Origin of the sequence: Candidatus Sphingomonas colombiensis (assembly GCA_029202845.1) — a bacterium.
GTDB classification, from domain to species: Bacteria; Pseudomonadota; Alphaproteobacteria; order Sphingomonadales; family Sphingomonadaceae; genus Sphingomonas; species Sphingomonas colombiensis.
Window position 1 is genome coordinate 1579057 of record CP119315.1, and the last position, 26637, is coordinate 1605693.

Annotated in this window: 24 protein-coding genes and 1 pseudogene; 10 read left to right on the top strand and 15 right to left on the bottom strand. The window is 66.9% G+C overall.

Annotated elements, in window-relative coordinates:
* Positions 1-4: 4 nt before the first annotated feature.
* The 9 genes and pseudogenes from P0Y64_07575 (at position 5) to P0Y64_07615 (ending at position 10943) form a co-directional block, all read left to right on the top strand.
* Positions 5-1342 (top strand): amidohydrolase family protein, encoded by a 1338-nt coding sequence (locus P0Y64_07575; protein WEK45006.1) that lies wholly within the window; start codon positions 5-7, stop codon positions 1340-1342.
* The gene (locus tag P0Y64_07580; protein ID WEK44637.1) at positions 1332-2474 is read left to right on the top strand and encodes a membrane dipeptidase; all 1143 of its coding nucleotides are present in this window, start codon (positions 1332-1334) and stop codon (positions 2472-2474) included. The genes P0Y64_07575 and P0Y64_07580 overlap by 11 nt, the downstream gene beginning before the upstream one ends.
* 4 nt (positions 2475-2478) lie before the next feature.
* The gene (locus P0Y64_07585) at positions 2479-3417 is read left to right on the top strand and encodes an ornithine cyclodeaminase family protein (GenBank protein WEK44638.1); all 939 of its coding nucleotides are present in this window, start codon (positions 2479-2481) and stop codon (positions 3415-3417) included.
* Between the two features lie 37 nt (positions 3418-3454).
* On the top strand, positions 3455-4132 hold the full coding sequence (locus P0Y64_07590) for a response regulator transcription factor (GenBank protein ID WEK44639.1): 678 nt from the start codon (positions 3455-3457) through the stop codon (positions 4130-4132).
* Positions 4129-5157: an ATP-binding protein gene (locus P0Y64_07595; GenBank protein ID WEK44640.1), complete on the top strand. Its 1029-nt coding sequence runs from the start codon at positions 4129-4131 to the stop codon at positions 5155-5157. Before P0Y64_07590 ends, P0Y64_07595 begins: the two co-directional genes overlap by 4 nt.
* Positions 5158-5185: 28 nt before the next feature.
* Positions 5186-6304: an efflux RND transporter periplasmic adaptor subunit gene (locus tag P0Y64_07600; GenBank protein ID WEK44641.1), complete on the top strand. Its 1119-nt coding sequence runs from the start codon at positions 5186-5188 to the stop codon at positions 6302-6304.
* Positions 6305-6318: 14 nt separating this feature from the next.
* Positions 6319-9401, top strand: a pseudogene (locus tag P0Y64_07605) (CusA/CzcA family heavy metal efflux RND transporter).
* A complete protein-coding gene (locus tag P0Y64_07610) occupies positions 9394-9693 on the top strand; it encodes a DUF3240 family protein (GenBank protein WEK44642.1) in 300 nt (99 codons plus the stop codon). The pseudogene P0Y64_07605 and the gene P0Y64_07610 overlap by 8 nt, the downstream one beginning before the upstream one ends.
* A complete protein-coding gene (locus P0Y64_07615; protein WEK44643.1) occupies positions 9690-10943 on the top strand; it encodes a TolC family protein in 1254 nt (417 codons plus the stop codon). The genes P0Y64_07610 and P0Y64_07615 overlap by 4 nt, the downstream gene beginning before the upstream one ends.
* 64 nt (positions 10944-11007) lie before the next feature.
* Here the strand turns inward: P0Y64_07615 and P0Y64_07620 are convergent, their stop codons facing one another.
* The 5 genes from P0Y64_07620 to P0Y64_07640 all read right to left on the bottom strand — a co-directional run bounded on the left by P0Y64_07620 (position 11008) and on the right by P0Y64_07640 (position 15623).
* On the bottom strand, positions 11008-12399 hold the full coding sequence (locus P0Y64_07620) for an amidohydrolase (GenBank protein WEK44644.1): 1392 nt from the start codon (positions 12397-12399) through the stop codon (positions 11008-11010).
* An 82-nt stretch (positions 12400-12481) separates the two neighbouring features.
* Complete coding sequence (locus P0Y64_07625) at positions 12482-13477, bottom strand: DUF2891 domain-containing protein (protein ID WEK44645.1); 996 nt, start codon at positions 13475-13477, stop codon at positions 12482-12484.
* A complete protein-coding gene (locus tag P0Y64_07630) occupies positions 13474-14436 on the bottom strand; it encodes a DUF979 domain-containing protein (protein ID WEK44646.1) in 963 nt (320 codons plus the stop codon). Before P0Y64_07630 ends, P0Y64_07625 begins: the two co-directional genes overlap by 4 nt.
* Positions 14433-15101 (bottom strand): DUF969 domain-containing protein, encoded by a 669-nt coding sequence (locus P0Y64_07635; protein WEK44647.1) that lies wholly within the window; start codon positions 15099-15101, stop codon positions 14433-14435. The genes P0Y64_07630 and P0Y64_07635 overlap by 4 nt, the downstream gene beginning before the upstream one ends.
* A 12-nt stretch (positions 15102-15113) precedes the next feature.
* Positions 15114-15623, bottom strand: coding sequence for a winged helix DNA-binding protein (locus P0Y64_07640; GenBank protein WEK44648.1), 510 nt, complete (start codon positions 15621-15623; stop codon positions 15114-15116).
* A gap of 109 nt (positions 15624-15732) precedes the next feature.
* On the opposite strand from P0Y64_07640, the gene P0Y64_07645 reads away from it, so the two are divergent.
* On the top strand, positions 15733-19302 hold the full coding sequence (locus tag P0Y64_07645; protein ID WEK44649.1) for a hydantoinase B/oxoprolinase family protein: 3570 nt from the start codon (positions 15733-15735) through the stop codon (positions 19300-19302).
* A gap of 14 nt (positions 19303-19316) precedes the next feature.
* On the opposite strand, the gene P0Y64_07650 is transcribed toward P0Y64_07645, so the two are convergent.
* From P0Y64_07650 to P0Y64_07695, 10 genes are all read right to left on the bottom strand, one after another.
* A complete protein-coding gene (locus P0Y64_07650; GenBank protein WEK44650.1) occupies positions 19317-19886 on the bottom strand; it encodes an HNH endonuclease in 570 nt (189 codons plus the stop codon).
* 169 nt (positions 19887-20055) lie between these two features.
* Complete coding sequence (locus P0Y64_07655; GenBank protein ID WEK45007.1) at positions 20056-20454, bottom strand: flagellar protein FliS; 399 nt, start codon at positions 20452-20454, stop codon at positions 20056-20058.
* A 2-nt stretch (positions 20455-20456) separates the two neighbouring features.
* Positions 20457-21968 carry a flagellar filament capping protein FliD gene (gene fliD / locus P0Y64_07660; protein ID WEK44651.1) on the bottom strand — a complete coding sequence of 504 codons (1512 nt, stop codon included), beginning with the start codon at positions 21966-21968 and terminating at the stop codon, positions 20457-20459.
* A gap of 55 nt (positions 21969-22023) precedes the next feature.
* On the bottom strand, positions 22024-23151 hold the full coding sequence (locus tag P0Y64_07665) for a flagellar type III secretion system protein FlhB (GenBank protein WEK44652.1): 1128 nt from the start codon (positions 23149-23151) through the stop codon (positions 22024-22026).
* A complete protein-coding gene (gene fliR, locus P0Y64_07670; protein ID WEK44653.1) occupies positions 23151-23924 on the bottom strand; it encodes a flagellar biosynthetic protein FliR in 774 nt (257 codons plus the stop codon). Before fliR ends, P0Y64_07665 begins: the two co-directional genes overlap by 1 nt.
* A 3-nt stretch (positions 23925-23927) precedes the next feature.
* Positions 23928-24200: a flagellar biosynthesis protein FliQ gene (gene fliQ, locus P0Y64_07675; protein WEK44654.1), complete on the bottom strand. Its 273-nt coding sequence runs from the start codon at positions 24198-24200 to the stop codon at positions 23928-23930.
* Positions 24201-24240: 40 nt separating this feature from the next.
* Positions 24241-25002: a flagellar type III secretion system pore protein FliP gene (gene fliP, locus P0Y64_07680; GenBank protein ID WEK45008.1), complete on the bottom strand. Its 762-nt coding sequence runs from the start codon at positions 25000-25002 to the stop codon at positions 24241-24243.
* Between the two features lie 119 nt (positions 25003-25121).
* On the bottom strand, positions 25122-25391 hold the full coding sequence (locus P0Y64_07685; protein ID WEK44655.1) for a flagellar biosynthetic protein FliO: 270 nt from the start codon (positions 25389-25391) through the stop codon (positions 25122-25124).
* A gap of 5 nt (positions 25392-25396) precedes the next feature.
* Positions 25397-25699: a flagellar motor switch protein FliN gene (gene fliN, locus P0Y64_07690; GenBank protein WEK44656.1), complete on the bottom strand. Its 303-nt coding sequence runs from the start codon at positions 25697-25699 to the stop codon at positions 25397-25399.
* Entirely contained in the window at positions 25696-26634 is a 939-nt protein-coding gene (locus P0Y64_07695) for a flagellar motor switch protein FliM (protein ID WEK44657.1), read from the bottom strand. Before P0Y64_07695 ends, fliN begins: the two co-directional genes overlap by 4 nt.
* Between the last annotated feature and the right edge of the window lie 3 nt (positions 26635-26637).

Here is a 26637-nt window from a genome sequence, read left to right on the forward strand (position 1 = left end):
GGCGCTGGGGATTGCATCGATCGTTGTGCTGGCCGTGCCTGCCACGGCGGCGGAGCGCGAGGCGACGCTTTACGCTGATGCGACCGTCATCGACGGCACCGGGGCGCCGGCGCACGAGCATCAGGATATATTCGTGCGCGGTGAGCGGATCGTCGCAATTGGCCCAAGCGGGACGATCGCCGAAGCCGCCTCGGCGCGCCGCGTCGATCTGGCGGGGCGGTTCGTCATACCGGGACTGATCGACAGCCACATCCACCTCGCCACGCCACCCAACAACGTTCGCGCGAAGGCGATCCTGCGGCGCAACCTGTTCGGCGGCGTTACCGCGGTGCGCGATATGGCGGACGATCTGCGCCCGGTCGGCGAACTGACCCGTGGGGCGCTGACCGGGGAAATCCCCGCGCCCGATATCTATTATGCCGCGCTGATGGCTGGTCCTCCATTCTTCCAGGATCGCCGCGTGCTGGCGGTTTCGGTTGGGGCGCAGCCGGGCAAGGCGCCATGGATGCAGTCGATCGACGACGCGACCGATCTGCGCACGGCGGTGACGCTGGCGCGCGGCACATCGGCCACCGCGATCAAGATCTATGCCGATCTCCCGGCGCATCTGATCAAGGCGATCACGCAAGAGGCGCATCGCCAGAACGTTAAAATCTGGGCGCATAGCGCGGTCTTCCCGACGCGCCCGGCGGACGTGATCGCAGCCGGCGCCGATACCGTGAGCCACGTCTGCTACCTCGCCTATCAGGCGGAGCCGGTGATGCTCGCGGCTTATGAGGATCGCACGCCCGTCAACGAGGCGCTGCTGGCGAAGCAGGGCGACGATCCCGTGATCGCCGGCCTCTATCGCGACATGCTGAAACGCGGCACGATCCTCGATGCGACGGGCAGCCTGTTCGTGCGCGAGGATGCGGCGCGCAAGGCGCATCCGGAACGCCGCCAGTTGCGCTGCACCGGCGCGGCGACGACGCGGCTGACGCAACAGGCATGGCGCGCGGGCGTGCCGATCTCCACCGGCACCGATTATGTGTTCGGCGCGGATCAGCAATGGCCGGAAGTGCATGAGGAATTGCTGTTCCTCGCGCGCGAGGTCCGGATGCCGCCGCTTCAGGTGATCCGTTCGGCGACGCTGATCGGCGCGCAGGCGGCGGGGCAGGGAAGCGAGATGGGCTCGGTGGAAAAGGGCAAGCTGGCGAATTTCGTCGTGCTGACGCGCGATCCGCTTGCCGATATGGCCAATATTCGCGCGATCGAGATGACGGTGAAGCGCGGCCAGGCCTATCCGCGTGACAGCTACAAGCCGGTAACGAAGGCAGAACTGGGGGACGATGATGGCGATTGATCGACGGGGATTCGTGACCGGGGCGGCCGCGCTTACCGGGGTTGGGATGATGGCATCGCCGGCTTTGGCGGCGGCGCAGGGCGCAAGCGATCCGATCAAGGGATGGATCGTCGTCAACGCGCTCGGCGGGATCGGGGACCCCAATAATCCGTCGGGCGACACCGCCCGCAGCAGCATCAGCCCGCGCGTGCTGGCGGAGGCGCATGCCTCCGGCTTGACGATGGTCAACATCACGCTCGGTTATGTCGTCGGCCCGCAGGATCCGTTCGAGGATAGCGTGCGCGACATCGCGGCGACCGACCGGATGATCCGCGACAATCCGCGCGACCTGATGAAAATCCTGTCGGTCGCGGACATTCGCCGTGCCCGTGCGGAGGGCAAGGTCGGCTTGCTCTACGGTTTTCAGAACGGCGCGATGATGGGCAAGGATGCGACGCGGGTCGATATCTTTGCCAATCTCGGCGTGCGGGTGTTCCAGCTCACCTATAATCCGGCCAACCAGATCGGCGACGGATCGATGGCGCCGGAGAATCGCGGCATCACCCCGTTCGGGCGCGAGGTGATCGAACGGCTCAACGCACGGCGCGTGATGGTCGATCTGTCGCACAGCGGCGAGCGCACCTGTCTCGAGGCGGCACGGGCATCGCGCGCGCCGATTTCGATCAATCACACCGGTTGCCGCGCGCTGACCGATCTGCCGCGCAACAAGACCGATGCCGAATTGCGGCTGGTGGCGGAGCGCGGCGGCTTCGTCGGCATCTATTTCATGCCGTTCCTCAACAAGACCGGGCGCGCCACCGCGGAGGACGTGGTGGCGCATATCGATCACGCCGTGAATGTCTGCGGCGAGGATCATGTCGGCATCGGCACCGACGGCACGGTGACGCAGATCGATGACCTGAACGCTTATCGGGCGAAGCTAGCCGAGGAGAACGCCCAGCGCCGCGCCGCCGGTATCAGCGCGACGGGTGAGGGGCCGGATACCTATCCCTTCGTGGTCGATCTGCGCGGGCCGGATCAGTTCCGTAAGATCGCGCGCTTGCTGGAGGCGAAGGGCTATGGCCCGCGGCGCGTGGAGAAGATCATGGGGCAGAATTTCCTGCGCTACGCCGAAGCGATATGGGGCGGCTGAGCGCATGATCGTGATCGGCGCGGAGCAGGTCGCGCATTCGCTCGATCATGTCGGCTGCATCGCGCTGATGCGCGAGGCGATGATCGCCTTGTCGGCGGGCCGCTCGCAACAATTGCTGCGCGGGATCATCGATCTGGGCGGTGGCGATGCGTTTGGCGTGATGCCCGGCGCCCTGGAAAACGCGGGCTTCGGCGCGAAACTGGTGAGCGTATTTCCCGCCGCCGCCGCGCGGGGGCGGTCGCATCAGGGCGCGATCCTGCTGTTCGATCGGGAAAGCGGCGCGCCGGTCTGCGTCGTCGATGCGGGAGAGGTGACCGCGATCCGCACCGCCTGCGCCTCCGCCGCCGCGACCGATGCGCTGGCGCGCGCCGATGCGACCCGCCTCGCGATCCTCGGCACCGGGGAGCAGGCGTGGCAGCATGCGCTGGCGATCCGCCATGTGCGGCCGTTGGAGCGCGTCACGATCTGGGGGCGGGACATGGAAAAAGCGGCGGGGCTCGCCGGGCGCATCGCGGACGCGCTCACGCTGCCGGTAGAGGTCGCGCGGAATCCGACGGAGGCGGTGCGCGACGCCGATATCGTCTGCACCACCACCGCCGCGCCCGAGCCGATCCTGTTCGACGTGGATGTCGCCGATGGCACGCATCTCAACGTCGTGGGATCGAGCCGCGCCGGCCCGGCCGAGATCGATGGGGCGCTCGTCCGTCGCGCGCGCTTCTTCCCCGATCATCGCGAAGGCGTGTTGGCGCAGGGCGCGGAATATCTCGCGGCCAAAGCGGCGGGGCTGATCGACGAGGATCATGTGCTGGCGGAGATCGGCGCGATATTTGCCGGCACTGCGTCGGGCCGACGGAATGCAACGGAAGTGACGATCTACAAATCGCTCGGCTCGATCGTGCAGGATCTCGCCTGCGCGGCCTATCTCTATGGACAGGTGGCATAGGAATGTCGGGTCGTCCTCGGGCAAGAAATGGCGGGCGATGGCTCGAATATTGATCGTTGAGGACAATCAGCGGCTCGCCACTCTGGTTGCCACAGGGTTGGGCGAGCGCGGTCATGTCTGCGATGTCGCGCAAAGCCTGCTTGCCGCCGATGACGCTTTGGGCCTTTCCGCGTTCGACGGGCTGGTGCTCGATCTCGGTCTGCCCGATGGGGACGGGATCGAATGGCTCAAGCGGCGGCGTTCGGCCGGTGCGCCGCCCGCGCTGATTCTCACCGCGCGCGATGCATTGGAGGATCGGGTGAAGGGGCTGGATGCCGGCGCCGACGACTATCTCCCCAAGCCGTTCGCGATGGACGAGCTTGCCGCAAGGCTCCGCGCGATGCTGCGACGGCCGGGGGCGCGGCAGGAAATTGCGCTCACGCTTGGCGCGATCCGTTTCGACGCGGCCGCTCATGTGGTGACGGCGAGCGACGTGACGCTCGATCTCACACGGCGCGAAACCGCGCTGCTCGAGCTGCTGATGCGCCGCGCGGGGCAGGTCGTGCGCCGCCGCGCGATCGAGGACGCGCTTTATACCTTCGACGAGGCGGTGACGCCCAATGCGATCGAGGCGACCGTTTCGCGCCTGCGCCGCAAGCTGGAGGAGGCCGGCGCGAGCGGCTATCTGCACACGATCCGCGGCGTCGGTTATCTGCTGCGCGAGAGCGACGCGTGAAACCGGCGCTGTCGATCACCAGCCGCCTCACGCGCAGCCTTGCGCTGGTCGGCGGGCTGGGCGCGCTGCTGCTGCTGATCATCATCGGGATCGAATATCGGATCGCGTTCAGCAACCTTTCCAACCGCGCCGCGCTGGAGCAGGCGATCCTCCAGCTTTCGGAGCATGTGCTGTTGCCGATGGCGGTGCTGATCGTGCCGATGGCCATGGCCGGGCGCTGGGCGATCGCCACCTCGGTCCGTCCGCTGATCGACGCGGCGCGACGGATCGATGCGCGCAGCGATGACGCACGCGGCGTGCGCGTCGACACCACCGATTTCCCGACCGAGGCGCGCCCCTTCGCGGAGGCGATCAACCGGGTGCTCGATCGGGTCGACCGCGCTGCCGGGTTGCATGAAGCCTTCGCGGCGGACGTGGCGCATGAGCTGCGCACGCCGCTCACCTTGCTGTCGCTCGAACTGGATCGGCTCGATTATCCCGAGGTGGATCGGTTGCGCGGCGACGTGGCGCAGATGCGCCGGCTGATCGATCAGTTGATGTTGCTCGCGCAGATCGAGGCGGATCGTGCGGCGCAGCTTCAGCCGGCGGCGGTCGATCTCGCGGATATCGCCGCGACGGTGATCGCGCGGCTCGCGCCGATCGCTGTCGATCGCGGCGTGCGGATCGAGCTGGAGGCGGATGCCCCGGTGATGGCGCGCGGCCGGAGCGAGGCGATCGCGGCGGCTTTACGCAACCTGATCGAGAATGCCTTGCGGGTGACGCCCGATCGCGGGCTGGTCCTGATTCGCGTCACGCCGGATCGGATCGTCGCGGTGCGCGACGAGGGGCCGGGGTTGAGCGACGCGCGGCTTGCCGAACTGGTCGAGCGACACCGCCGCGCCGATCATGCCAGCAAGCATGGCGCGGGGCTGGGGCTGGCGATCGTCGATCGCATCATGCGCGCGCATGGCGGCACGCTGACCGCCGATGCCGCGCGGCGCGAAATCCGCCTTGGCTTCCCGATCGATTCCGCCCCGTCAGATTGACGTCAGCCACGCGCCGTAGCGGCATGGCATGGAACGTCGCATCTGGTTGATTGGGGGAGCGGCCACCGCTGTAGCCGCCGCAGGCTTGTGGTGGCTCTCGCCCGCCGACAAAGTTTCTTCCGATAAGCCGGCGCCCGCAGCCGCCGTTGCGACCAAGACAAGCGATTTCATCGCGCTCAAGCCGGATCAGGTACGCGCGCTGGGGATCAGTCTCGCGGCGGCCGAGCGTGCGGAAACAGTGCCGATCGCGGTGTTGCCAGCACGGATCGCGCCGCCACCCAACGCACGCGTCGCGGTGGCCGCACAGCTCGCCGGGGTAGTGACGCGCGTGTTCGTGGTGGATGGGCAGGAGGTGCGCGCCGGCCAGCCGCTCGCCACCGTCGCCAGCCGCGACATGGTGAGCCTCAACGCCGATCTGGCGCGCGCGCGGTCGCGGCAGGCGATCGCGCGCGCCGATGCCGGGCGGCTCGCACAACTCGCTCGTGAAGGCATTATCGCACCGTCGCGTGCCGATCAGGCGCAGGCCGTGGCCCGGCAGAGCGACGTCGATGTCGGCGAACAGGCGCGGCTGATCGCTCTGACCGGCGGCGGCCATGGCGGCGGAGCAGGCTATACCTTGGTCGCACCGATCAGCGGCCGTGTCAGCAGCATGAACGCGGAGACCGGCAAGGCGCTCGACGTCGGCACATCCCCCTTCGTGATCGACGGCGGCGGGGCGTTGCAGGTGACCGCCCAACTTCCCGAGCGGCTGATCGGCACGGTTCGCCCCGGCATGCGCGTGCGTGTCGGTGGAAATGGCGTCGGCACGGTGCTGGCGGTGGGTGGCTCGATCAATCCTGAAACGCGTTCGACCACCGTAACCGCGAGCCTTCCTGCCGCGTCCGGCGTCGTCGCGGGTGGCGCGATGCCGGTAACGATCGACGGACCGGCACCGGAAGGGGCGGTGAGCATCCCGGCGCGTGCGCTGGTGGATATCGATGGCCGCATGAGCGTGTTCGTCCTGGCGAAGGGCGGGGTCGTCATCCGCCCGGTGACCACGATTCATGGCGCGGGCGAGCATGCCATCGTCACGGCCGGGCTGCGCGTGGGCGAGCGGGTCGTTTCATCCGGGATCAGCGAGCTAAAGATGCTCGCGGGCGCGCGTTAAGGGGCGAAGGCACGATGCTGCGCAATCTGGTCGCCTATGCGCTGTCATTCCGGCTGTTCGTCGTCGGACTCGCGCTGGTGATAGCGGGGCTGGGCGCGTGGACCTTCGTCAACCTGCCGATTGACGCTTATCCCGATATCGCGCCGACGCAGGTGAAGATCGTCCTCAAGGCGCCCGGCATGACCCCGGACGAGGTGGAAACCCGCGTCATCGCGCCGATCGAGCAGGAGATGCTCGGCATTCCCCGCCAGTCGGTCCTTCGCGCCACCGCGAAATATGCGATGGCCGATCTCACCATCGATTTCGAAGACGGCACCGATATCTATTGGGCACGCCAGCAGGTGAGCGAGCGCATGGCGGAGGCGAAGGATGATCTTCCCGCCACGGTGAGCGGCGGCCTCGCGCCGATCTCAACGCCATTGTCCGAACTGTTCATGTTCACGATCGACGGCCCGCTCAGCCTGGAGGAAAAGCGCACGCTGCTCGACTGGACGATCCGTCCCGCATTGCGGACCGTGCCGGGGGTGGCGGACGTCAACGCGCTTGGCGGCCATGTGCGTACCTTCGAGGTGCGCCCCGATCCCGTCGCGATCGCGGCGGCGGGGCTGACGCTGGCCGAGGTGAAGGCCGCGATCGAGGCGGGCAACCGCAACGATGGTGCGGGCCGGCTCAACAATGGCGAGGATGCGCTGATCGTCCGCGCGGTCGGCGCGATCCGCACGATCGATGATCTGAAAGCGCTGGTGATCCGCGCCCACGACGGCCATGTCCTGCGGCTCGGCGATATCGCGAGCATCGGCACCGGCAGCCTGACGCGATACGGCGCGGTGAGCGATGACGGGCGCGGCGAGACCGTGCAGGGGCTGGTGATCGCGCTGCGCGGCGCGGATGCGCGCAAGGTGGTGGCGGGCGTGAAGGAGCGGCTCGCGGAATTGTCGCATAGCTTGCCGCCGGGTACGAAGGTCAACGTCTTCTACGACCGATCCGATCTGATCGGCCGGGCCGTCGGCACGGTCGAACATGCGCTGATCGAGGCGACGGTGCTCGTCGTGATCCTGCTGATCCTGTTCCTCGGCAATTGGCGCGCGGCGGCGATCGTCGCGGTGACGCTGCCGATGGCGACGCTGATCACCTTCCTGCTGATGCATTATTGGGGGCTCACCGGCCAATCTGATGAGCCTGGGCGGCCTCGCCATCGCGATCGGTATGCTGGTCGATGGTGCGGTGGTGGTGGTGGAGAATGTCGTCGAGAGGCTGGGCCATGCGCGCGGCGAGGATGATGCACCGCGCCTCAACCACGTATTCCGCGCGACGAGCGATGTGATCGTGCCGGTTTCGGCCGGCTTGCTGATCATCGCGCTCGTCTTCCTGCCGCTCGTCTCGCTGGAGGGGCTGGAGGGGAAGTTGTTCGCGCCCGTCGCGCTCACCATCATCTTCGCGCTGATCGGCTCGCTGGTGCTTGCGCTCACATTGGTGCCGGTGCTGGCGTCGCTCGGGCTGAAATCGGGCGCGCACGCCGATCCGTGGATCATGCGGGTGCTGACGCCGCGTTATCGCGCGCTGCTCGCCGGGGCCTTCGCGCGCAAGCCGCTGGTCTATGGCGTGGCGGCGGCGGGGCTGGCGGTTGCGGTGGTCGCTTATGGGTCGGTCGGCAAGACCTTCATGCCGCAGATGGACGAGGGCGCGGTCGTCATGCAGCTCGTCAAGAATCCCAGCATCGGGCTCGATCATTCGGTGCGCGGGGATGTCGCCGCCCAACGTGCGTTTATCGATCATGTGCCGGAGGTGGAGCGCGTCGTCTCCCGTGTCGGCTCCGATGAGCTTGGCCTCGATCCGATGGGGCTCAATGAAAGCGATACGTTCGTCACGCTGCGGCCGCGCGCGGAATGGCGTGGCACCAAGGAGGATGTGGTCGAGGCGATGCGCGTCGCGATGCAGCGGCTGCCGGGCATGGAAGCGAGCTTCACCCAGCCGATCGAGATGCGCGTATCGGAGATGCTTACCGGCGCACGCGGCGATCTGGCGATCAAGATATTCGGCAGCGACGGCGCGACGCTCGGGCGGCTCGCGGCGCAGATTCAGGCGGTGCTGCAACAGACGCGTGGCGCGACCGAGGTGATGACCGTCGCCAATGATCGCGTCGATTATCTCCAGATCGATATCGATCGCCTCGCGGCCGGGCGCGCGGGCCTGTCGGTCGACACGATCGAGGATGCACTGCGTACCCAGCTTGAGGGCATGCACGCCGGGATCGTCGCGGAGGGCAACCGCCGCACTCCGATCGTGATTCGCGGGAGCGACGCGCAGCGCAACGACGCGCGGCTGTTCGCCGATCTCCTGTTGCGTTCCCCGGACGGCAAGACGGTGCGGGTCAGCGATGTCGCGGCGATCCGCCCGGTCGCGGGGCCGGTGAAGATCGATCACGAAAATGGCGCGCGCTATGCGCTGGTGCAGGCGTTCGTCTCCGGGCGCGATCTCGTCGGCTATGTCGATGAGGCGAAGGCCGCGGTCGGGTGCGACAGGTGGCGCTGCCGGCCGGCTATCGCCTCGTCTGGGGCGGGCAGTTCGAGAATCAGCAGCGCGCGGCTGCGCGGCTGTCGCTGGTCGTGCCGGTCGCGCTGGCCCTGATCTTCCTCGTCCTGCTGGGCACGCTGCGTTCGATGCGCGCCTCGTTGCTGATCCTCGTCAATATTCCATTCGCGATGGTCGGCGGGATCGTCGCCTTGTGGGTGTCCGGGCAATATCTCTCGGTTCCCGCCTCGGTCGGGTTCATCGCGTTGCTCGGTATCGCGGTGCTCAACGGGCTGGTGCTGGTGGCCTATTTCCGTGAGCTTCGCGCCGACTGGCATGGCGATGGCCGACGCCGTGCGCGCTGGGCGCGGAGCGGCGCTTGCGGCCGGTGCTGATGACCGCGAGCATCACCGGATTCGGGCTGGTGCCGTTGCTGTTCGCGAGCGGGCCGGGGTCGGAGATCCAGCGCCCGCTGGCGATCGTCGTGATCGGGGGGCTCATCACCTCCACCTTGCTGACGCTGGTGCTGCTGCCGCTGCTGTTCGAGCGGTTCGGCGAATCCGCCCGGGAGCGCGCCGATGGCTGATATTATCCTGTCTTTTCATTGCGGCGCGGCGGATGCGCCGCCGCTGGGCGAACTGCTGCGCGCCGCAACCGGCGCGCCCGTCCACATTCGTGCCGAGGCGGTGCTGGGCCATGACTTTTCCGATGCCACCACGGCCGAACGGGTTTCCGGGCGGCTCGATCGGCGCGTGATCGAACTGATCGTGGACGAGCGGCAATGCACGTCGTTGGTCGCCGCCATCGACAATGCGCGGCGCGGTGGCCCGGTGCGCTGGCACGCGACCCCGATCATCGCACGAGGTAGATTGGCATGAATCGCTTGTTGTGGCTCGCGGGTGTGGCGGCGGTGGTCGCCAGCCCCCTGTACGCCGAACCACGCGTCGCACGAGGCGGGTTGCCGCCGCCGGAAGCGGTCCGCGATGCGCTGGATAATCATCCGACCGTGCTGGCCGCCGGACATCGTGTCGACGTCGCGCACGCGCAGGCAGGGGCGCTGGCGAAGGGCAATCACGAAGCGATCCTTGCCGGCAGTGCGATCCGCCGCAGCGTCGATCGCGAGCGGGATTACGCCGAATTCGATGCCACGCTGACCCGCGCATTCCGCCTGCCGGGCAAGGCGGCGCTCGATCGCCGCACGGGTGAGGCCGGCGTGGCGGCGGCGCAGAATCGCATGGCAGACGCGCGCCATCAGGCGGCGCTGGAGCTGGCGCAATTGTGGCTCGACTGGATCGGCGCGAGCGCGCTGGTGGAGAGCGATCGGCGCAACGTCGCCAATCTGGCGCGCGAGGGTGGTGCGATCGAACGTCGCGCGCAATTGCGCGATGCAGCGGCGCTCGATGTCGATCAGGCGGCGGCGGCAACATCGCGGGCGCGCGGCCAGCTCGCCGAATCGCACGCGACGCTTGCGGAGGCGGAGGCGAAGCTGCGTGCGACCTTCCCGACCATCCCATTGCCCGCCACCGCGCCTGCGCCGGACGAGCCGGGCGAGCCGGCGGAGGGCTTCACCACGCTCGGCCGGCTGGTGATCGAGCGAAGCCATGAGATCGAAGCCGCGCAGGCGGAGGCGGACAGGCTCGGCTTCGCGTCCCGTCGTGCGCGTGCCGATCGGATTGCGGACCCTTCGCTCGGCGTCCGCGCGTTCAGTGAGCGTGGCGGGATGGAGCGCGGGGTCGGGCTGGTCGCGTCGATGCCGCTCGGGGGCGGCTATCGCCGCTATCTGGCGGAGGAGGCGGCCGCGCAATCCTCAGCCGCGGTGAGCGATCTCGCGGCCGTGCGCCGCACGGTCGAGGCGATCGCGGCGGCGGATGTGGCGCTGGCGCGATCGCGGCTCGATGGCTGGCAATCGCTGCGCGACGCGGCGACCAGCGCGCAGGCGGTGGCCGATCGGATGCGCGCCGGCAACCGGCTGGGCGGGATCGACCTCGCCGACCTGCTCTATGCCGAGCGTCAGGCCAATGACGCGCGCCGCGAGGAGATACGCGCGCGGACCGAGGCGCTGCGCGCGGTGATCCGGCTGGAGATCGATTCGCACGTCATCTGGATCGACGAGGACGATCACGCCTGAGCGTGCGTTTGGAAACGCGGCATCAGCCCGTTTCCAAATGCACTCACGCTGATCGGCGGCGGGGTTATTTCACCGCAACCCCGTTGCCGGCGACCGACAGCACGGCGAGCGCCAGCGTCTGCGCGCCGCGCTTGATGGTCGGCTCCGGCACAGGAGCGAAGAATGGCGAATGGTTGACCGGCACCGGCTTCCCTTCCGCCTTGTAGCGCGCGATCATCGCCGGGTCGTAGCCGCCGACCGCGATGAATACCGATGGCACGCCGGCTTCGATGAACGCGGCATAATCCTCGCTCGCATTGCCGCCGGGGCTCACCGCCGGCACGAAGGCCACGTCCTTGCCGAAAGCGGTGGCGAGGACGGAGGCGGTGCGCGCGGAGAGCGCCGAATCATTGTGCACCACGCCCGTGCCGCCCGGATGCGAGACGATCGGGGCCGGCGCGCGGGCCATATCGGCCACCGCGCGCGCGGTGCGATCGATGCCGTCGAGCAGCAGCTTGCGGGTCGCCGCGTCGCGCGAGCGCACCGTCAATTGCAGATCGGCGTGATCCGGGATGATATTGCCGACCGTGCCGGCATTGAAGCTGCCGACGGAGATCACGCCGAACAGATTGGGATCGCGCTCGCGGCTGATCACCGTCTGCACATCGTTGACGAAATGGCTGCCCATCACGATCGGATCGATGCTCTTGTCCGGCATCGAACCATGCGCGCCGACGCCGTTGAACGTGACGTTGACCTTATCGGAGGCGGAGGTGACCGCGCCTTCCTTCACCACCACGCGGCCGATCGCATCGGGGCCGACATGCGCGGCAAAGCCGTAGTCGGGCTTCGGCCAGCGCTTGAACAACCCGTCGTCGAGCATCGCCCGGGCGCCGAGCAGGGTTTCCTCGGACGGCTGGCCGATGAACATCAGCGTCCCGTGCCATTGGTCTTTCATCGCGACCAGCGCAGTGGCGGCGCCGATCCACCATGCCATATGGCTGTCATGCCCGCAGGCGTGATCGACAAAAGTGAGCTTGCCGTCCACCGTCTGCTGCGCGCGCGATGCATAGGGAAGGCCGGTTTTTTCCTCCATCGGCAGCGCGTCCATCTCGGTGCGGACCATCACGACCGGCCCGTCGCCATTCTTGTAGATCGCGACGATCCCGGTCTTGCCGACCTTCTCGGTGACGGTGAAGCCGAGCTTGCGCATTTCCGCCGCGAGGATGGCGGCGGTGCGGGTTTCCTGAAAGCCGACCTCCGGATGCGCGTGGAGATCCTTATAGAGCGCGTCAAGCTTCGGATATTGCCGATCGAGCGAGGCATCGATGCGCGTTTTGGCCGCCGCTACGTCGAAGCCGGGCGCCACCGCCGGGATCGGCGTCGGCGGCGCGTCGTCAGACACCGCTGGGGTGATTTGCGCCATCGCGGGGGCGGCGGCGAGGGCGGTGGCAAGCATCAACAGGGTTTTGCGCATCGGTGAAAATCGTCCGGTTTGTTCTGGGCGGATGAGCCAGGCATCCTATGGATTTGACGCGCGAAACGCCATTGGCCGCTATCTAGCCGGTGAACGCGAGCAGCGCGAAGCTCGCCAGCCAATGTTCGCCCATATAGTCCCCTGCCACCTCGCCCAGTGCGGTGGCGAGATGGCGATCGGCGGCAGTGCGCAGCGTCGCTTGCAGGTGCGGTGCATCGATCGCGTTCGCGATGGCGCGAAAGGCCCAGGCGCGGCTGAGATTGAGGCCATCCAGATGCGCGATCTTGCCGTCGCTGCGATCACTGACAGTGGCGGGGGTGAAGAACGTGGCCGGTTCGCCCGATCCCAGCCGCGGCAGGAACTTTGCCAGCCATTCGCGGAAGGTCTCGGCCGGGATCAGCGCGGCCATCGCGCTCGCCTCGATCAACGTCGGAGATAGGAAATCGTCGCCGCTCGGTTCCCACGCCTGTGCGTCGCGATCTGCGCCGAACCAGTTGAGCGCGCGATCCGCCAGCAGCGCGCGGAGCGGCGCATCGCCCTCGACATCGGCATAGCGTGCGGCGAGCACCAGCGCGAAGGCGGTGTTGCCATGCGTGCCGGCGCGCACCGGATAGGTGAGCAGCGGCAGGAAGTCGTGGAAACGCTTGACGAATGCCTCCGTCAACGGCCGCAGCGTCGCGTGATGCGGTGAGTTCGCCAGTTTCAGCTCCGCCGCCAGCATCAGCAGCCATGCCCAGCCATAGGGCCGCTCGAACCCGCGCGCGCTTGGCCGATCGAGATAGGCGCGCTCCGCCTCCACCTTGGCGGGGGTGAAGGCGCCCGCGAACAGCGCATCGATTGCTTGTGCCTCCGCCAGATCGGGGAACAGCCGCCGTATGCGCGCGAGCAGCCAATAGCCGTGGACACAGCTATGCCAGTCGAAACTGCCATAGAAGATCGGATGGACAGCGCGCGGGATATAAGCGTCGCCGTCGCCGGTCATCACATGATCCGCCTTGTGCGGATATTCGCGCGTGACATGGCCCAATGCGATCCGCGCGAATTGCGCGGCGCGATCGGCGGTGAGTTCGGTTGTCATCGCTGCGCTCCCGGTAGCACGAAGGTCACCATAATCATGATGTTGATCGCCAACAGGATCAGCGCGGTGGGTATCTGCGCCCGGATCACGGCATGGCGATCGCGCAGCTCCAATGCCGCCACCGGCACGATGTTGAAATTGGCCGCCATGGGGGTCATCAGCGTCCCGCAAAAGCCGGACAGCATCGCGAGCGCCGCGACCGGCGCGGGGTCGCCGCCGAATTGGTGGATGATGAAGGGCAGACCGATCCCCGCGGTCATGATCGGGAAGGCGGCAAAGGCATTGCCCATCACGATCGTGAACAGCGCCATGCCAAGGCAATAGGCCAGCGCGGCGACGAGCGGCGTGTCGAGCGGCATCACGCTGGTCACTCCGATCGCGACCCATTTGCCGACATTGGACAGCGCGAATATCCCGCCGAGCGCGGCAAGCATCTGCGGCAACACCATCGCCCAACCGATCGCGTCGGTCAGCCGGCGGGCCTCCGCCGCCGGCGCGGCGCGTGGTGCGCGCGTCAGCCGTATCGCGAGCGCCAGTGCGACGATCGCGCCGGTCGCCAGTGAAACGAGCGTCACCTGCTTGGGATCGATCAGGGCATGGCCCGCGATCCTGCCGTCGGGAATGAGCAAGGTGCCGGCCAGTGTTACCGCCGGAATGCACAGCGCGGGAAGAAACAGTTTCGACTTGAGCCGCGCCGCGCTCGCAGCGCGTTCCTCGTCGCTGGTGGTGGGAACCGGCGCGGGGCGCAGGCCTGCGGTGGCGAGCGCTACCATCGCCAGCACGATCACGCCGTTCGCCACATCGGGCAGCCACGGTCCCGCCATCAGGCTGGTTGCGAACAACGCCCAGAAGCCCGCGCTACGCCACCAGCCGCGCGTCGTGCGATGCGTGGCGTGGTGGATCGCGACGGCGGCGGGGAGCAGGCCGGCGACCGCGCCGATCGCATCGAGCCCGATCATGCGCGGCGCGCCTTCAGCCGGCGATCGAGCAGCAACAGCCGCAACCCGTGGATCACGAAGGCGCAGATCGCCGTGGGGATCGCCCAGATCGCGACATGCAGCGGTGCTACGATGATGCCATTCTGCTCCAGCACCGCGCGGATCAGCAGGATCGATCCGATCGCGATGAATACGTCCTCGCCGAAGAATAGCCCGATGTTGTCGACGGCCGCCGCATTGGCGCGCACCAGATCGCGGGTTTCGGGATCGAGTGGCGTTTGTTCGTCGCGTTCCGCCGCGCCCTCCGCCATCGGCGCGACGATCGGGCGGACCATCTGGACATGGCCGCCGAGCGAGGTGAGCCCGAGCGCGGCGGTCAATTGGCGCAGCGCGAGATAGCCGATCAGCACGCGCCCGGTGGTCGCGCCGCGCAGCCGCCGCACCAGCCCGCGCGCATGATCGCGCAGGCCGGCACGTTCGAGCAGCCCGATCGTCGGCAGCGCGAGCCACGCGACCGCAAGGAAACGCCCGTCGACGAACGCCTTGCCGATCATCCCGATCACCTCGATCGGCCCGTGCCCCGCCGCCATCGCGCTGGCAAACGCGGCAAGCGTCACCACCAGCATCGGATTGACCCCCAGCGCGAAGCCGATGACGATGATCGCGATTCCCGACAGCACCAGCATGGCGGCAGCCCCCTAAAGCGTCGCAGCGGCGCGGGCCGCTTGATTATACTGGCCGGAGATGCGGCGCAGCAGATCGGCCATGTCGGACAGCGCGGATTCGCCCGGCCCTTCCGTCGCTACGGCATCCGCCAGCAGCCGCTCGCGCACCGCGCGATAGGCGTCGCAGAACGCCACGCCCGCCTCTGTCGCGGCGACCAGTTTCTCTTTTCCCTGTCGCCGCGTCTCGACCAGCCCGGCCTTTTCGAGCTTACGAATCGCATAAGTGGCGAGGTGAGTATCCTCGATATCGAGTACGAGCGTGATGTCGCCCAATCGCTTCGGGCGGTCGCGATGGCGCACGGTGTGCAGGATCAGCACCTCGATCGGCGACAAGGACGCGCCCGCCGCGACCGCGCAGCGCGCCAGCCAGCGTTGATAGGCGGTGGCCGCCAGTGTCAGGCTGAATTCCAGCTCGGACAGGGCGGGCGCCGCGCCATCGGCGAGGTGTGCCGAGGAGACGATCGCGCGCTTCGCATTGCTCATCCGGCGATTTCCTCTCCCATCCGTCCAGAGAGGTTCGCGCGGCGAATCAGGCTTGTCAACGATTGATCACCGTATCATTAATAATTTATCGATAAAACGGAGGTAAGCGGTGGCCTGGGAGTTCTGGATCGATCGCGGCGGCACCTTCACCGATATCGTGGCGCGAGCGCCCGATGGCACGCTTTCCACCACCAAGCTGCTGAGCGAGAATCCCGAACGCTATGCCGATGCGGCGATCGCCGGCATCCGCGCCATGCTTGATGTCGCGGCGGAAACGCCGTTGCCCGCCGCGCTGATCGATCAGGTCAAGATGGGCACCACCGTTGCCACCAACGCGCTGCTCGAACGCAAGGGCGCGCGCACCTTGCTGATTGTCGATGCGGGGTTCGCGGACCTGCTGACCATAGGCAATCAGGCGCGTCCCCGTCTGTTCGATCTGGCGATCCGCCTGCCCGAACCATTGCATCATGCGGTGGAGGAGGTCGGCGGCCGGATCGACGCGGCGGGCAATTTGCTCGTGCCGCTCGATGAGGAAGCGGTACGGGCGATGCTGGTGCGCCGCCGCGCCGAAGGGTTCGAGGCGGTGGCGATCGCGCTGGCCCACGCATGGGCGTTCCCCGAAACCGAATCGCGCATCGCGGCGCTGGCGCGTGAGGCGGGGTTCGCGCAGGTGTCCGCGAGTCACGCGGTCAGCCCGCTTACCGGGCTCGTCGCGCGGGGGCGAACGACGGTGGTCGACGCATATCTTTCGCCGGTGCTGCGTCGCTATGTCGATACGGTGGCGGGGGCGCTGGGCGATACGCCGCTCGCCTTCATGCAATCGAACGGCGGCTTGGCTGACGCGCGCGCGTTTCAGGGCAAGGATGCGATCCTCTCCGGGCCCGCCGGCGGGGTGGTCGCAGCGGCGCGGACGGCGCAAGCAGCCGGATTCGATCGCGTGATCGGATTCGACATGGGCGGCACCTCGACCGACGTGATGCTTTATGCCGGCCGCTTCGAGCGTGCGTTCGATACGGAGGTGGCGGGCGTGGAGCTGCGCGTACCGATGATGGCGATCGAGACGATTGCGGCCGGCGGCGGATCGATCCTGCATTTCGATGGCGCGCGCTATCGCGTCGGGCCGGACAGCGCCGGGGCCAACCCGGGGCCAAGCTGCTATCGGCGTGGCGGGCCGCTTACCGTCACCGATGCGAACGTCATGACCGGCAAGATACAGCCCGGCCACTTCCCTGCGATCTTTGGGCCTGAGGGCGATCAGCCGCTTGATCGCGCGGCGGTGGAGCGGGGCTTCGCTGAACTCGCCGCGGAGATCGCCGCAGCGACCGGCCGCGTGCAGGAACCGCGCGACGTGGCGGAAGGGTTTCTCACCATCGCCGTCGCGAACATGGCAGCCGCGATCAAGCGGGTCGCGCTGGAGCGCGGCGAGGATGCCACCCGCTTCGCGCTGCAATGTTTCGGCGGCGCGGGCGGCCAGCACGCGTGTCGGGTCGCGGAGACTTTGGCGATGCGGACCGTGCTGATCCACCCTTTTGCTGGGGTGCTCTCCGCCTATGGCATGGGGTTGGCGGATCAGTCTGCTATGCGCCAGCGCTCGCTCGAATGCCCGCTCGACGCGGCGGCACTCGACGCGATCGAGGCGCTGACGGCCTCGCTCGGCGAGGAAGCCGCGCGCGAGATCGGTGATGAGGGGGCGCGGCGCCAGGCGAGCGCCAATCTGCGCTATGCCGGCACCGATACCGCGCTCCCGGTGCCGGTCGGCACGCTATCGGCGATGCGCGAGGCGTTCGAGGCGGCACATCGCGCGCGCTTCGGCTTCGTCAGCCCGGATCGCGCGGTCGTCGTCGAAAGCGTGGTGCTGGAGGCGATCCTGCCCGGCACTCCGGTCGCGATGCCTCCGCTCGCCCCGCGCGATGGTGCCCTACCCGCGCCGCTGGAGACGATCGCCTTGTGGAGTGGCGGGCGCACGCACGACGCGCCGGTCCACGACCGCGACGGCCTGCGCCCCGGAGACCGCATCCTCGGCCCCGCGCTGGTCCGCGAGGCGATCGCCACCACCGTCGTCGAGCCGGGTTGGGTACTGGAGGTCGGTGCAGCGGGCGAGCTGGTGCTCCACCATGGAGCCGCCGCGCGCGAGGCTGTCGCCGATCCCGCCACGGTCGATCCGGTTCAGCTGGAGCTGTTCAACTCGCAGTTCATAGGGATCGCCGAACGCATGGGCGTGGTGCTTCGCAACACGTCAAGCAGCGTCAACATGAAGGAACGGCTCGATTTTTCGTGCGCGCTGTTCGATGCGGGCGGCAACCTGATCGCCAATGCGCCGCACGTCCCCGTTCACCTTGGGGCGATGGGGGAAAGTGTGCGCACGGTGATCGCCAGCCGCGCCGGCACGCTCAAGCCGGGCGATGCGGTGGCGCTCAATAATCCGTTCAACGGTGGCACGCATCTGCCCGATGTAACGGTGATCTCCCCGGTATTCGATGACGCGGGGGAGGAGATCCGCTTCTTCGTCGCCAATCGCGGGCATCATGCCGATATCGGCGGCCTCACCCCCGGATCGACCCCACCCGATTCGCGCACGCTTGAGGACGAAGGCGTGGTGATCGACGATTTCCTGCTGGTCGACGGCGGCGAGCTGCGTGAGGCGGAGTTCCGCACTCTGCTCGCTGGTGCGCGCTGGCCGGCGCGCAGCCCGGATGTAAACGTCGCGGATATCAAGGCGCAGCTTGCCGCCAACGAAACCGGCATCGTGGAGCTGCGCGCGCTGGTTGCGGCGCGCGGCTGGGCGATGGTCGGCGCCTATATGGGGCATGTGATGGCCAATGCGGAGGAAAGCATCCGCCGCGTCATCACCCGGCTGTCCGACGGCAGCTTCGATTATCCGATGGATGATGGCGCCCGGATCGCGGTGAAGGTGACGGTCGATCACGCGGCCCGCGCGGCGACGATCGACTTCACCGGCACCAGTCCAGCGAGCGCCGGCAATTTCAACGCGCCCCCGGCGGTGACGCGCGCGGTGGTGCTTTATGCCTTCCGCTGTCTCGTTGGGGAGGATCTGCCGCTCAACGAAGGGTGCCTTGCACCGCTCACCATCATTCTGCCTGATGGCAGCTTCCTGTCTCCCCCGCCGGGCAGCGCGGTGGTGGCGGGCAATACGGAGGTGAGCCAGGCGGTGTGTAACGCGCTGGTCGGCGCGCTTGGCGCCTCGGCCGCGTCGCAAGGGACGATGAACAATTTCCTGTTCGGCAATGATCGCTTTCAATATTATGAAACGATCTGCGGCGGGGCCGGGGCGGGGCCAGGTTTCAACGGCGCCTCGGCGGTCCATACGCATATGACCAACACCCGCATCACCGATCCCGAGATATTGGAGATGCGTTATCCGGTGCGTCTCGACACGTTCGCGATCCGGCGCGGATCGGGCGGCGCGGGGCGTCATCGTGGTGGCGACGGCGTGGTGCGTGCGATCACCGCGCTCGAGCCGATGACCGCGACGATCGTCGCCTCGCGCCGCACGATCGCGCCGTTCGGGCTGGCGGGGGGCGTCGATGGCGCGGCGGGCGCGCAATGGATCGAGCGGCGTGGCGGCGCGCGCGAAACGCTCAGCGGGCGCGACGAGGCCGCGCTGGAGGCTGGCGACCGCTTCGTGATCGAGACACCGGGCGGCGGAGGATATGGCTGAGGCCGCTCAGCCGTTCACGCCAGCAGCTCGACGTCCCAATAGAGCCAGTCGCGCCACGTATCGTGCAGATAATTGGGCGGGAAGCGGCGGCCATGCTCCTGCAAATGCCAGCTCGTCGGGCGGATCGGCTCGATATGCAGCGGCATCGACGCTTCACGCGGGGTGCGGCCGCCCTTGCGCAGATTGCAGGGCGCGCAGGCGGTGACGACATTCTCCCATGTCGTCCGACCGCCCTGTGCGCGCGGGATGACGTGATCGAAGGTCAGGTCGCGATGCGTGGTGCCGCAATATTGGCAGGCGAATTTGTCGCGCAGGAACAGATTGAAGCGCGTGAAGGCGGGGAATTGTGACGGCCGCACATATTGTTTGAGCGCGATCACAGAGGGCAATTTCATCGCGAAGGTCGGGCTGTGCACTTCGCGCTCATAATGCGCGACGATATCGACGCGATCGAGGAATACCGCTTTCACCGCCGTCTGCCATGGCCAGATGCTCAGTGGGTAATAGGAAAGCGGCGTGTAATCGGCATTCAGGACGAGCGTCGGGCAACTGTCCGGATGGCGGATCAGATCGGGATGGAACAAACTTCTGTCCCCTTCGATACCGTGTGGCGCACGCCTTACGACGTTTGCCGTTACAGCATGATGACAGACGGCGATTCACGCGGTCAAGTGAATGCGTGAGCGGCCCCCGCATGGGACGCGACGTAATTTTGCGGGAGAAAACTGTCGGCTGGCACTCGAAGCTGGTCGATCAGGCGGCGCGCGCCTGCGACCAGGCGTTGGCGATTTCGGCCAGATTGTCGGCGACTTCGCGGAACGGCGCGCCATCATGGCCGAGGCTGGCGCGGATCACCTGCGCCCGCGCGCCGGCATACAGGCGCGCGAGCGTCTTGGAGACTTCGCCGCCTTTCTCGAAATCGAGATTCGCCTCGAGCGCGAACAGGATCGCCGTGGCGCGGGTGACGCGCTCGCTCTTGGTCGCGAACTGGCGCCGCTCGGCGGCCCAGGCGGCAACGCGCAGTGCCTGAATCAATTCCTCGTAAAGCAACGATACCAGCGCCGGCCCATCGGCATTGGCGGTGCGCCCGGCGAGATCGATCTCGCGATAGGTTTGTGCCGGATTGCGCAGCAGCGCGCTCGCATAAGCCACCGTCAATTGCCCGACTTCGTCCACATGTCGATCTGTTGCGTCATATAAGCCTGGGTGGCCTTATATGATGCGACCTTGGCGTTCATGGCGGCGAACTGCTGCGTCAGGCGGTCGGTCATCTGCTGCTGCTTGGTGGTGAGATCGTCCTGCTGCGTCGCGATCGTGCCTTGCGCCTTGGTATAAGTCGCGGTCGACGCGCCGAGGCCGTAGAGCGTGCTGGTGGCGTTGAGTTTGATCGACTGCATCGCGGCATTGATGCCGTCCGTGCCTATCGTGGCATAAGCGAAGATCGCCTCCACCCCGGCCGGATTGTTGGTGATCGCGTTGGTGAGCTTGGTGGCATCGACCGAAAGCGAACCGTCGCGATTGGTGACGACGCCAAGGTCGGCGAGCGTCGATGGCGCACCGGGGGCGGCATTGCCGATCAGCGTCCGCGTCGTCAGCCCGCGCATCGAGCGATAGAGCGTTTGCGTCGCAGTGTCGGCGCGCAAATCGCCGGTGATCGGATCGACCTGAGCCTTCAGCGCGCTAAACACCTGATTATAGGTGTCGACGAGATCGTTGACCGCATTGGTCAGCGCGGTGGTCGGCGTGGAGGAGGAGAGGGTGATCGGCGTGGCGGAGGTGCCGGTCAGATTGATCTGCAACCCCTGCACGAGATCGCTGATCGAGTTGCTGGTACGCTCCACCGCGACACCGTCGAGCGTCAGCTTGGCGTTCTGCGCCCCACTCGCGATCCGCATCCCGCCGCCGGGGCCGACGTTGAACGCGGAAAGCGTGCCGTTATCATCCGTCGTCGCATTCAGCGTGAAGGCCTGCGTCGCGCCGCTCGCGCCCTTGAGCGAGAGATAGGCAGAGCCGTCGACATCGGTGATGATCGATGCGGTGACGCCCATGCCGGATTTGTTGATCGCAGCGGCCAGCCCCGACAGTGAATTGTTGCTGCTGTCGATCGTGATTGTCGCGGGCGTGCCGCTGCCGGCGGCGAACGAGGCCATCGATCCGTCGCTGTTGTAGGTGGCGTTGCCCAGCGTCAGCGTGAACTGGCCCGTGCCGATCGCCGCGTTCCGATCCGAGACCGGAGCGGCGCTTACCGCCGTCTGCGCGCCGGCGAGCTGGCTCACCGTGATGCTGGCGGACAGCCCATTGAGCTTCGCGCCGACCAACGGCGTGACGCCGAGCACATTCGTGTTCGAGCTGGCCGGCTGCGACACCAGGCCGCCGCCCTTCACCAGATTTTCGAGCGCGCCGGCGAAATCGCTGATCTGGCCCTTGAGTGTCGCCACGTCGGAAATCTTGGTCGTCAGCGCATCGGATTTGGCCTTCAGCGCGGCGACCTTGGTGGCGAATTGCGCATTGACCAGCGAGGTGACCAGCGAGCTGGTATCGACACCCGATCCGCTGTTGAGCGAACTCAGCAGTTGCTGCGCGGCGGATGCGTTGACGCTCGCCGTGGAGGATGTCGACGTCGATGCCGACGTGGTTGACCCGCTGGTGCTGCTGGTGGTCGTCATGACGATTCAAACGACCGGAGCGCGCGATTCTTTAATATGTTTGAATGGGGCAAAATCACTGTTTCACGCCATTTTCGTCGAACCGCGCGCTTGGCGGCACGTCGATCGCCGGCGGCGCGCGACCGCCCATCGCGGCGTTGAGGTTGAACACGAACGCCAGCACCGTCGCGATGGCGAGATACAGATCGTCGCGCACCTCTTGCCCCTCGCGGCTGGTGTAATAAACGGCACGCGCTAGCTGCGGATATTCGAGCACGGGCACCGCCATCTCGCCCGCCGCTTCGCGGATCGCGAGCGCGGTCGCGCCGCGGCCCTTGGCCACCACCACCGGCACCTGATCCCGCCCGCGATCATAACGCAGCGCGACCGCGAAATGCGTCGGGTTGGTCAGCACGACGTGCGCCGATGCCATCGCCTTCTTCATCGAACGTGACAGGATCGCGCGCTGCTTGGCGCGAATCTGGCCCTTCAGCTCGGGATTACCGTCGCTTTCCTTATGCTCGTCCTTCACCTCCTGCTTGGTCATGCGCAGCTTGCCGAGCAGCTGCATGATTTGCACCGGCACGTCGACCATCGCGATCGCAACCAACCCAAGCGCCATGACGATCAGGATATGCGTCAGCGTGCCGCCGAGCGATCCCACCGCCACCTCGAGATTGGACGAGGCGAGGCCGAACATCGCGTGGGATGACGATATCAGCAGCCACGCGCCGATCGAGCCGAGCAGCACGACCTTGAGCAGGGATTTGCCCAGCTCGATCAGGCCGGTCGGGCCGAAGATGCGCTTCAGCCCCGATGCCGGGTTGATCCGCGAAGCTTTGGGCGCGAGCAGGGTGGCGTTGAAGCCGAGCGAGCCGAGGCCGCCCTGGCTCACGATCGCCGCGACGACGGTGATCGCGAACAGCGAGCCGAGTGCCGGGACGAGTTGCCAGCCGGCGTCCACCAGCGGCCGCCACGGCTGAAAATCCTCTACGTCGCCGCGATCGAAACGGAACGAGGCCGCCATGATCGCCTTGCATGCCTTGAGCAGCGACGATCCAAACAGCGCGACCCATGCTACGCCCGCGAGCACCACGAGCGCGGTGGCGAAATCGCGGCTCTTGAGGAGTTCGCCGCGTTCGCGGGCGTCCTTGCGCCGTTTTTGGGTTGGGGCTTCGGTCCGTTCGCCGAATTGCTCCGACATCAGCCGAGCACCAGCGACGAGGTGGCGGCGAGCGCTTCGCGCACCATCACTTGCATGTAATCACCCATCGCCGGGAACGCGATCGCGAGGCTGACGACGCCCACCGCAAGGCTCGCCGGCAGCCCGACCGCGAACAGGTTGAGCGCGGGCGCCGAGCGGGAGAGCATGCCCACCACGAGGTTGAGGCACAGCAGCAGAAAGCCGACCGGCAGAGCGAGCAACAGGCCAGCGAGGAAGGCGTAGCCGCCGAACATCGCGATATCGCGCATCTGCCCCGCAGCCAGCCAGGCCGCGCCGGGTGGCATGGCGACATAGCTTTTGAGGATCATGTCGACGAGGACGAGGTGCCCATCGAGTGACAGGAACAACAGCGTCAGCATCACCGACAGGAAACGCCCGATCGCCGGTGAGGAGCGACCGGAATTGGGATCGATCATATTGGCGAATCCGATGCCCATCGATCCGCCGATCACTTCGCCCGCCACCAACGGCGCGGCAAAGGCGATTTGCAGCACGAACCCGAGCGCGAGGCCGACCAGCGCCTCCGCCGCCACGGCGAGGAAGGTGGTAACCGCGAAAATCTGTGCCGGCGGCTGGATCGGGTGGCTGCCCAGAACCATCACGCCGATCGCGCCGGACAGCGCGACACGCACCTGCAACGGCACCGATACGTTGCCGAAAACAGGGGCCGCCACGAACGCGCTGCCGACGCGCACCATCACGAAGATGAGCGCCCACAGCTGTGGCTCAATCGCGAGGCCGAAGCCGAGCATCGGCTATTTCACCAGATCCGGAATCCGATCGAAGATACCGATCGTGAAATCGCTGAGCAGGCCCATGATCATGCCGCCGAACAGCATGATCGAAATCGCCACGACGATCAGCTTGGGCACGAAGGTTAGCGTCTGTTCGTTGATCGAGGTCGCTGCCTGAATCATGCCAAGGATCAGGCCGGAAACCAGCGCCGGAATCAGGATCGGCGCGGCGGCGAGCGCCAGCACCCACATCGTCTGGTTCGCGACGGTCAGGAAATAATCTGCGTCTGCCATGAATTTGTCCTTCGCGGTGCCGGCGCGCGCCGGCACCGCATTACGTGGCGAAACTATTGGCGAGACTGCCCATGGTCAGCGCCCATCCGTCGACGAGGACGAACAGCAACAGCTTGAAAGGCAAGGAGATGATCGCCGGCGACAGCATCATCATGCCGAGCGACATCAGCACGGTGGCGACGACCAGATCGATGACGATGAATGGCAGGAAGATCAGGAAGCCGATCTGGAACGCAGTTTTCAGCTCGCTCGTCACGAATGCCGGCAGCAGCACCGAAAAGGGCACATCCTTCGGATTGGCATAAGGCCCGGATTTCGCCATTTCGGCGAACATCGTCAGATCCTTCACCCGCGTCTGCTTCGTCATAAAGGCATGGAGCGGCTCGCCTGCGGTCTTGATCATGTCCGTGCCGGCGAGTTTGCCGGCGGCATAGGGCTGGATTGCGTTCGTGTTGATCTGGTTGATCGCCGGCGCCATCACGAAAAACGACAGGAACAGTGACAGGCCGATCAGCACCTGATTGGGTGGCGTCTGTTGCAGGCCCAGCGCCTGGCGCAGCAGCGACAGCACGATGATGATCCGCGTGAAGCTGGTCATCATCAGGATGATGCCCGGCAGGATCGTCAGCAGGCCCATGATGATGAGGACTTGCAACGACAGCGAGAGCGAGCCGTTGCCGGTCTGTCCCGATGCCGCCCCGCCGGCGAGTTGGCCCAGCGCGCGATCCACCGCATCGCCCACGCCCGGCGCCGCGGGTGCCGCCGGTGGCGCTACCTGTGCAAATGCGGGCAGCGCGATCATCAGCGCAATCGCCACAGCGAGCAGCGTCAGTGCGACCTTCGCCCATGAAAAGCCACGGCCGCGCGCGCGTTGCGTGGTCTGGTTGAACAGCGCCGGCCCCCCGCCGGTGCGCACCAATGTCATGCGAGCTCACTCCGTGCGTGCGTCTTGTCGACCAACGTCACCCCGCCGCGCCCGACCGAGACCAGCAGGCGGCTCCCCTCGAAATCGACCACCGCGAGCTTGACGCCGGGCGAGATCATCATCGTCTCGCGCACCGCGATCATTCGCGTCGGCGATTTGCCCGGCATCCGGCTTTCCAGCCGCCGCCAGAGATAGAGCGAGCCGATCATCAGCCCGCAGACCAGCGGCAGCAGGATGACCAGCTTCAGCACATAAGCCCACATCATCGCGATCAGCCGCGCTTCTCTGGGTTGACGAGTTCGGTCATGCGCACGCCGAAACGCTCGCCTACCGTCACCACCTCGCCACGCCCGATCAGCGTGCCGTTGACGAATACTTCGAGCAGCTCGTTGGCCTGTCGATCCAGCTCGATCACGCTCGATTCGCCGAGTGCCAGCAATTCGCGCAGCGTAAGCTGGGTCGAGCCGATCTCGACCGTCAGCTTGACGTCGACATCCTGCAGCAGCCTGAAATTGGCGGCGACCGCGCCAGAGGCGTCAGGGTCGGCCGCGAAGGCGCCCGTCATGTCATTCATGCGTTGATTCCTTCAAGGCTCGCGAGTTTGGTAAGCCGGATCGCGGCGTGGCCGTTGGCTGTGCCGACGGTGCCGGTGCCAAGTCGGTCGTTGCCGACCATCACCGGGACATCGTTGGTGAAATGGATCGGGATCACGTCGCCGGGCTGCAATTCCATCAGCTTGGCGAGGCTGATCACCGGTTCCGCAAGAACGGAGCGGACGGGAAAGCGCACCTGCATCGCCGCGCGCGTCAGCGCCGCGGTCCATTGCGCGTCCTGCTCGGCCGCTTTGGCGACGACCTTGCCGGTCAGCGCGGTGCCGTGCGGCTTCAGCGCGGTGACGGGATAGACGAGATCGACGAACACCGGGCGGGCCTGCCCCTGCGCGATGCCGAAGCGGGTGACGATCATCGCGTCGTCCGCCTCGATATTGGTGAGCATCGCGGCATTCGCCTCGCACCGCCCGACGGTGAACGAAACGCGCGCCAGCGGCTCCCATGCGGCGGCGAGCGGCATCGCGATCATCTCGCCGAGCCGACCCACCATCGCCTCGGCGGCAGGGGTGAATTCGAGTGGCAGTTCGGACGGCGCATAACCGACCCCGCCGAAGAACAGATCGAGCAGCTCCAGCACGAATCGGCCGTCGAACACGCACAAGGCGGTGCGATCGTCCATGCCGAGCGGCAGCCACGCGGTGAGGAGATCCGGGCGCTCCAGGCGATAATCGGCGAAACGCTGTACCATCAGCGGTTCCGCCCACGTCCTCACCTCTTGCCGCAGCAGCGGCTCGAACACGCCGCGCAGGCTCCGCGCAAGGCGCGCGGAAAGGTGCTGCAACGTGTGCAGGTCGCCAAACGGATTGAGCTTCGCCTGCCCAAGGCCGCCCGGTTGGACGGCCTCGTTGCGGCTGCGCTCGCGACGTTCGGCGTCAGAGGATGAAGCGGCGTTAACCATGCC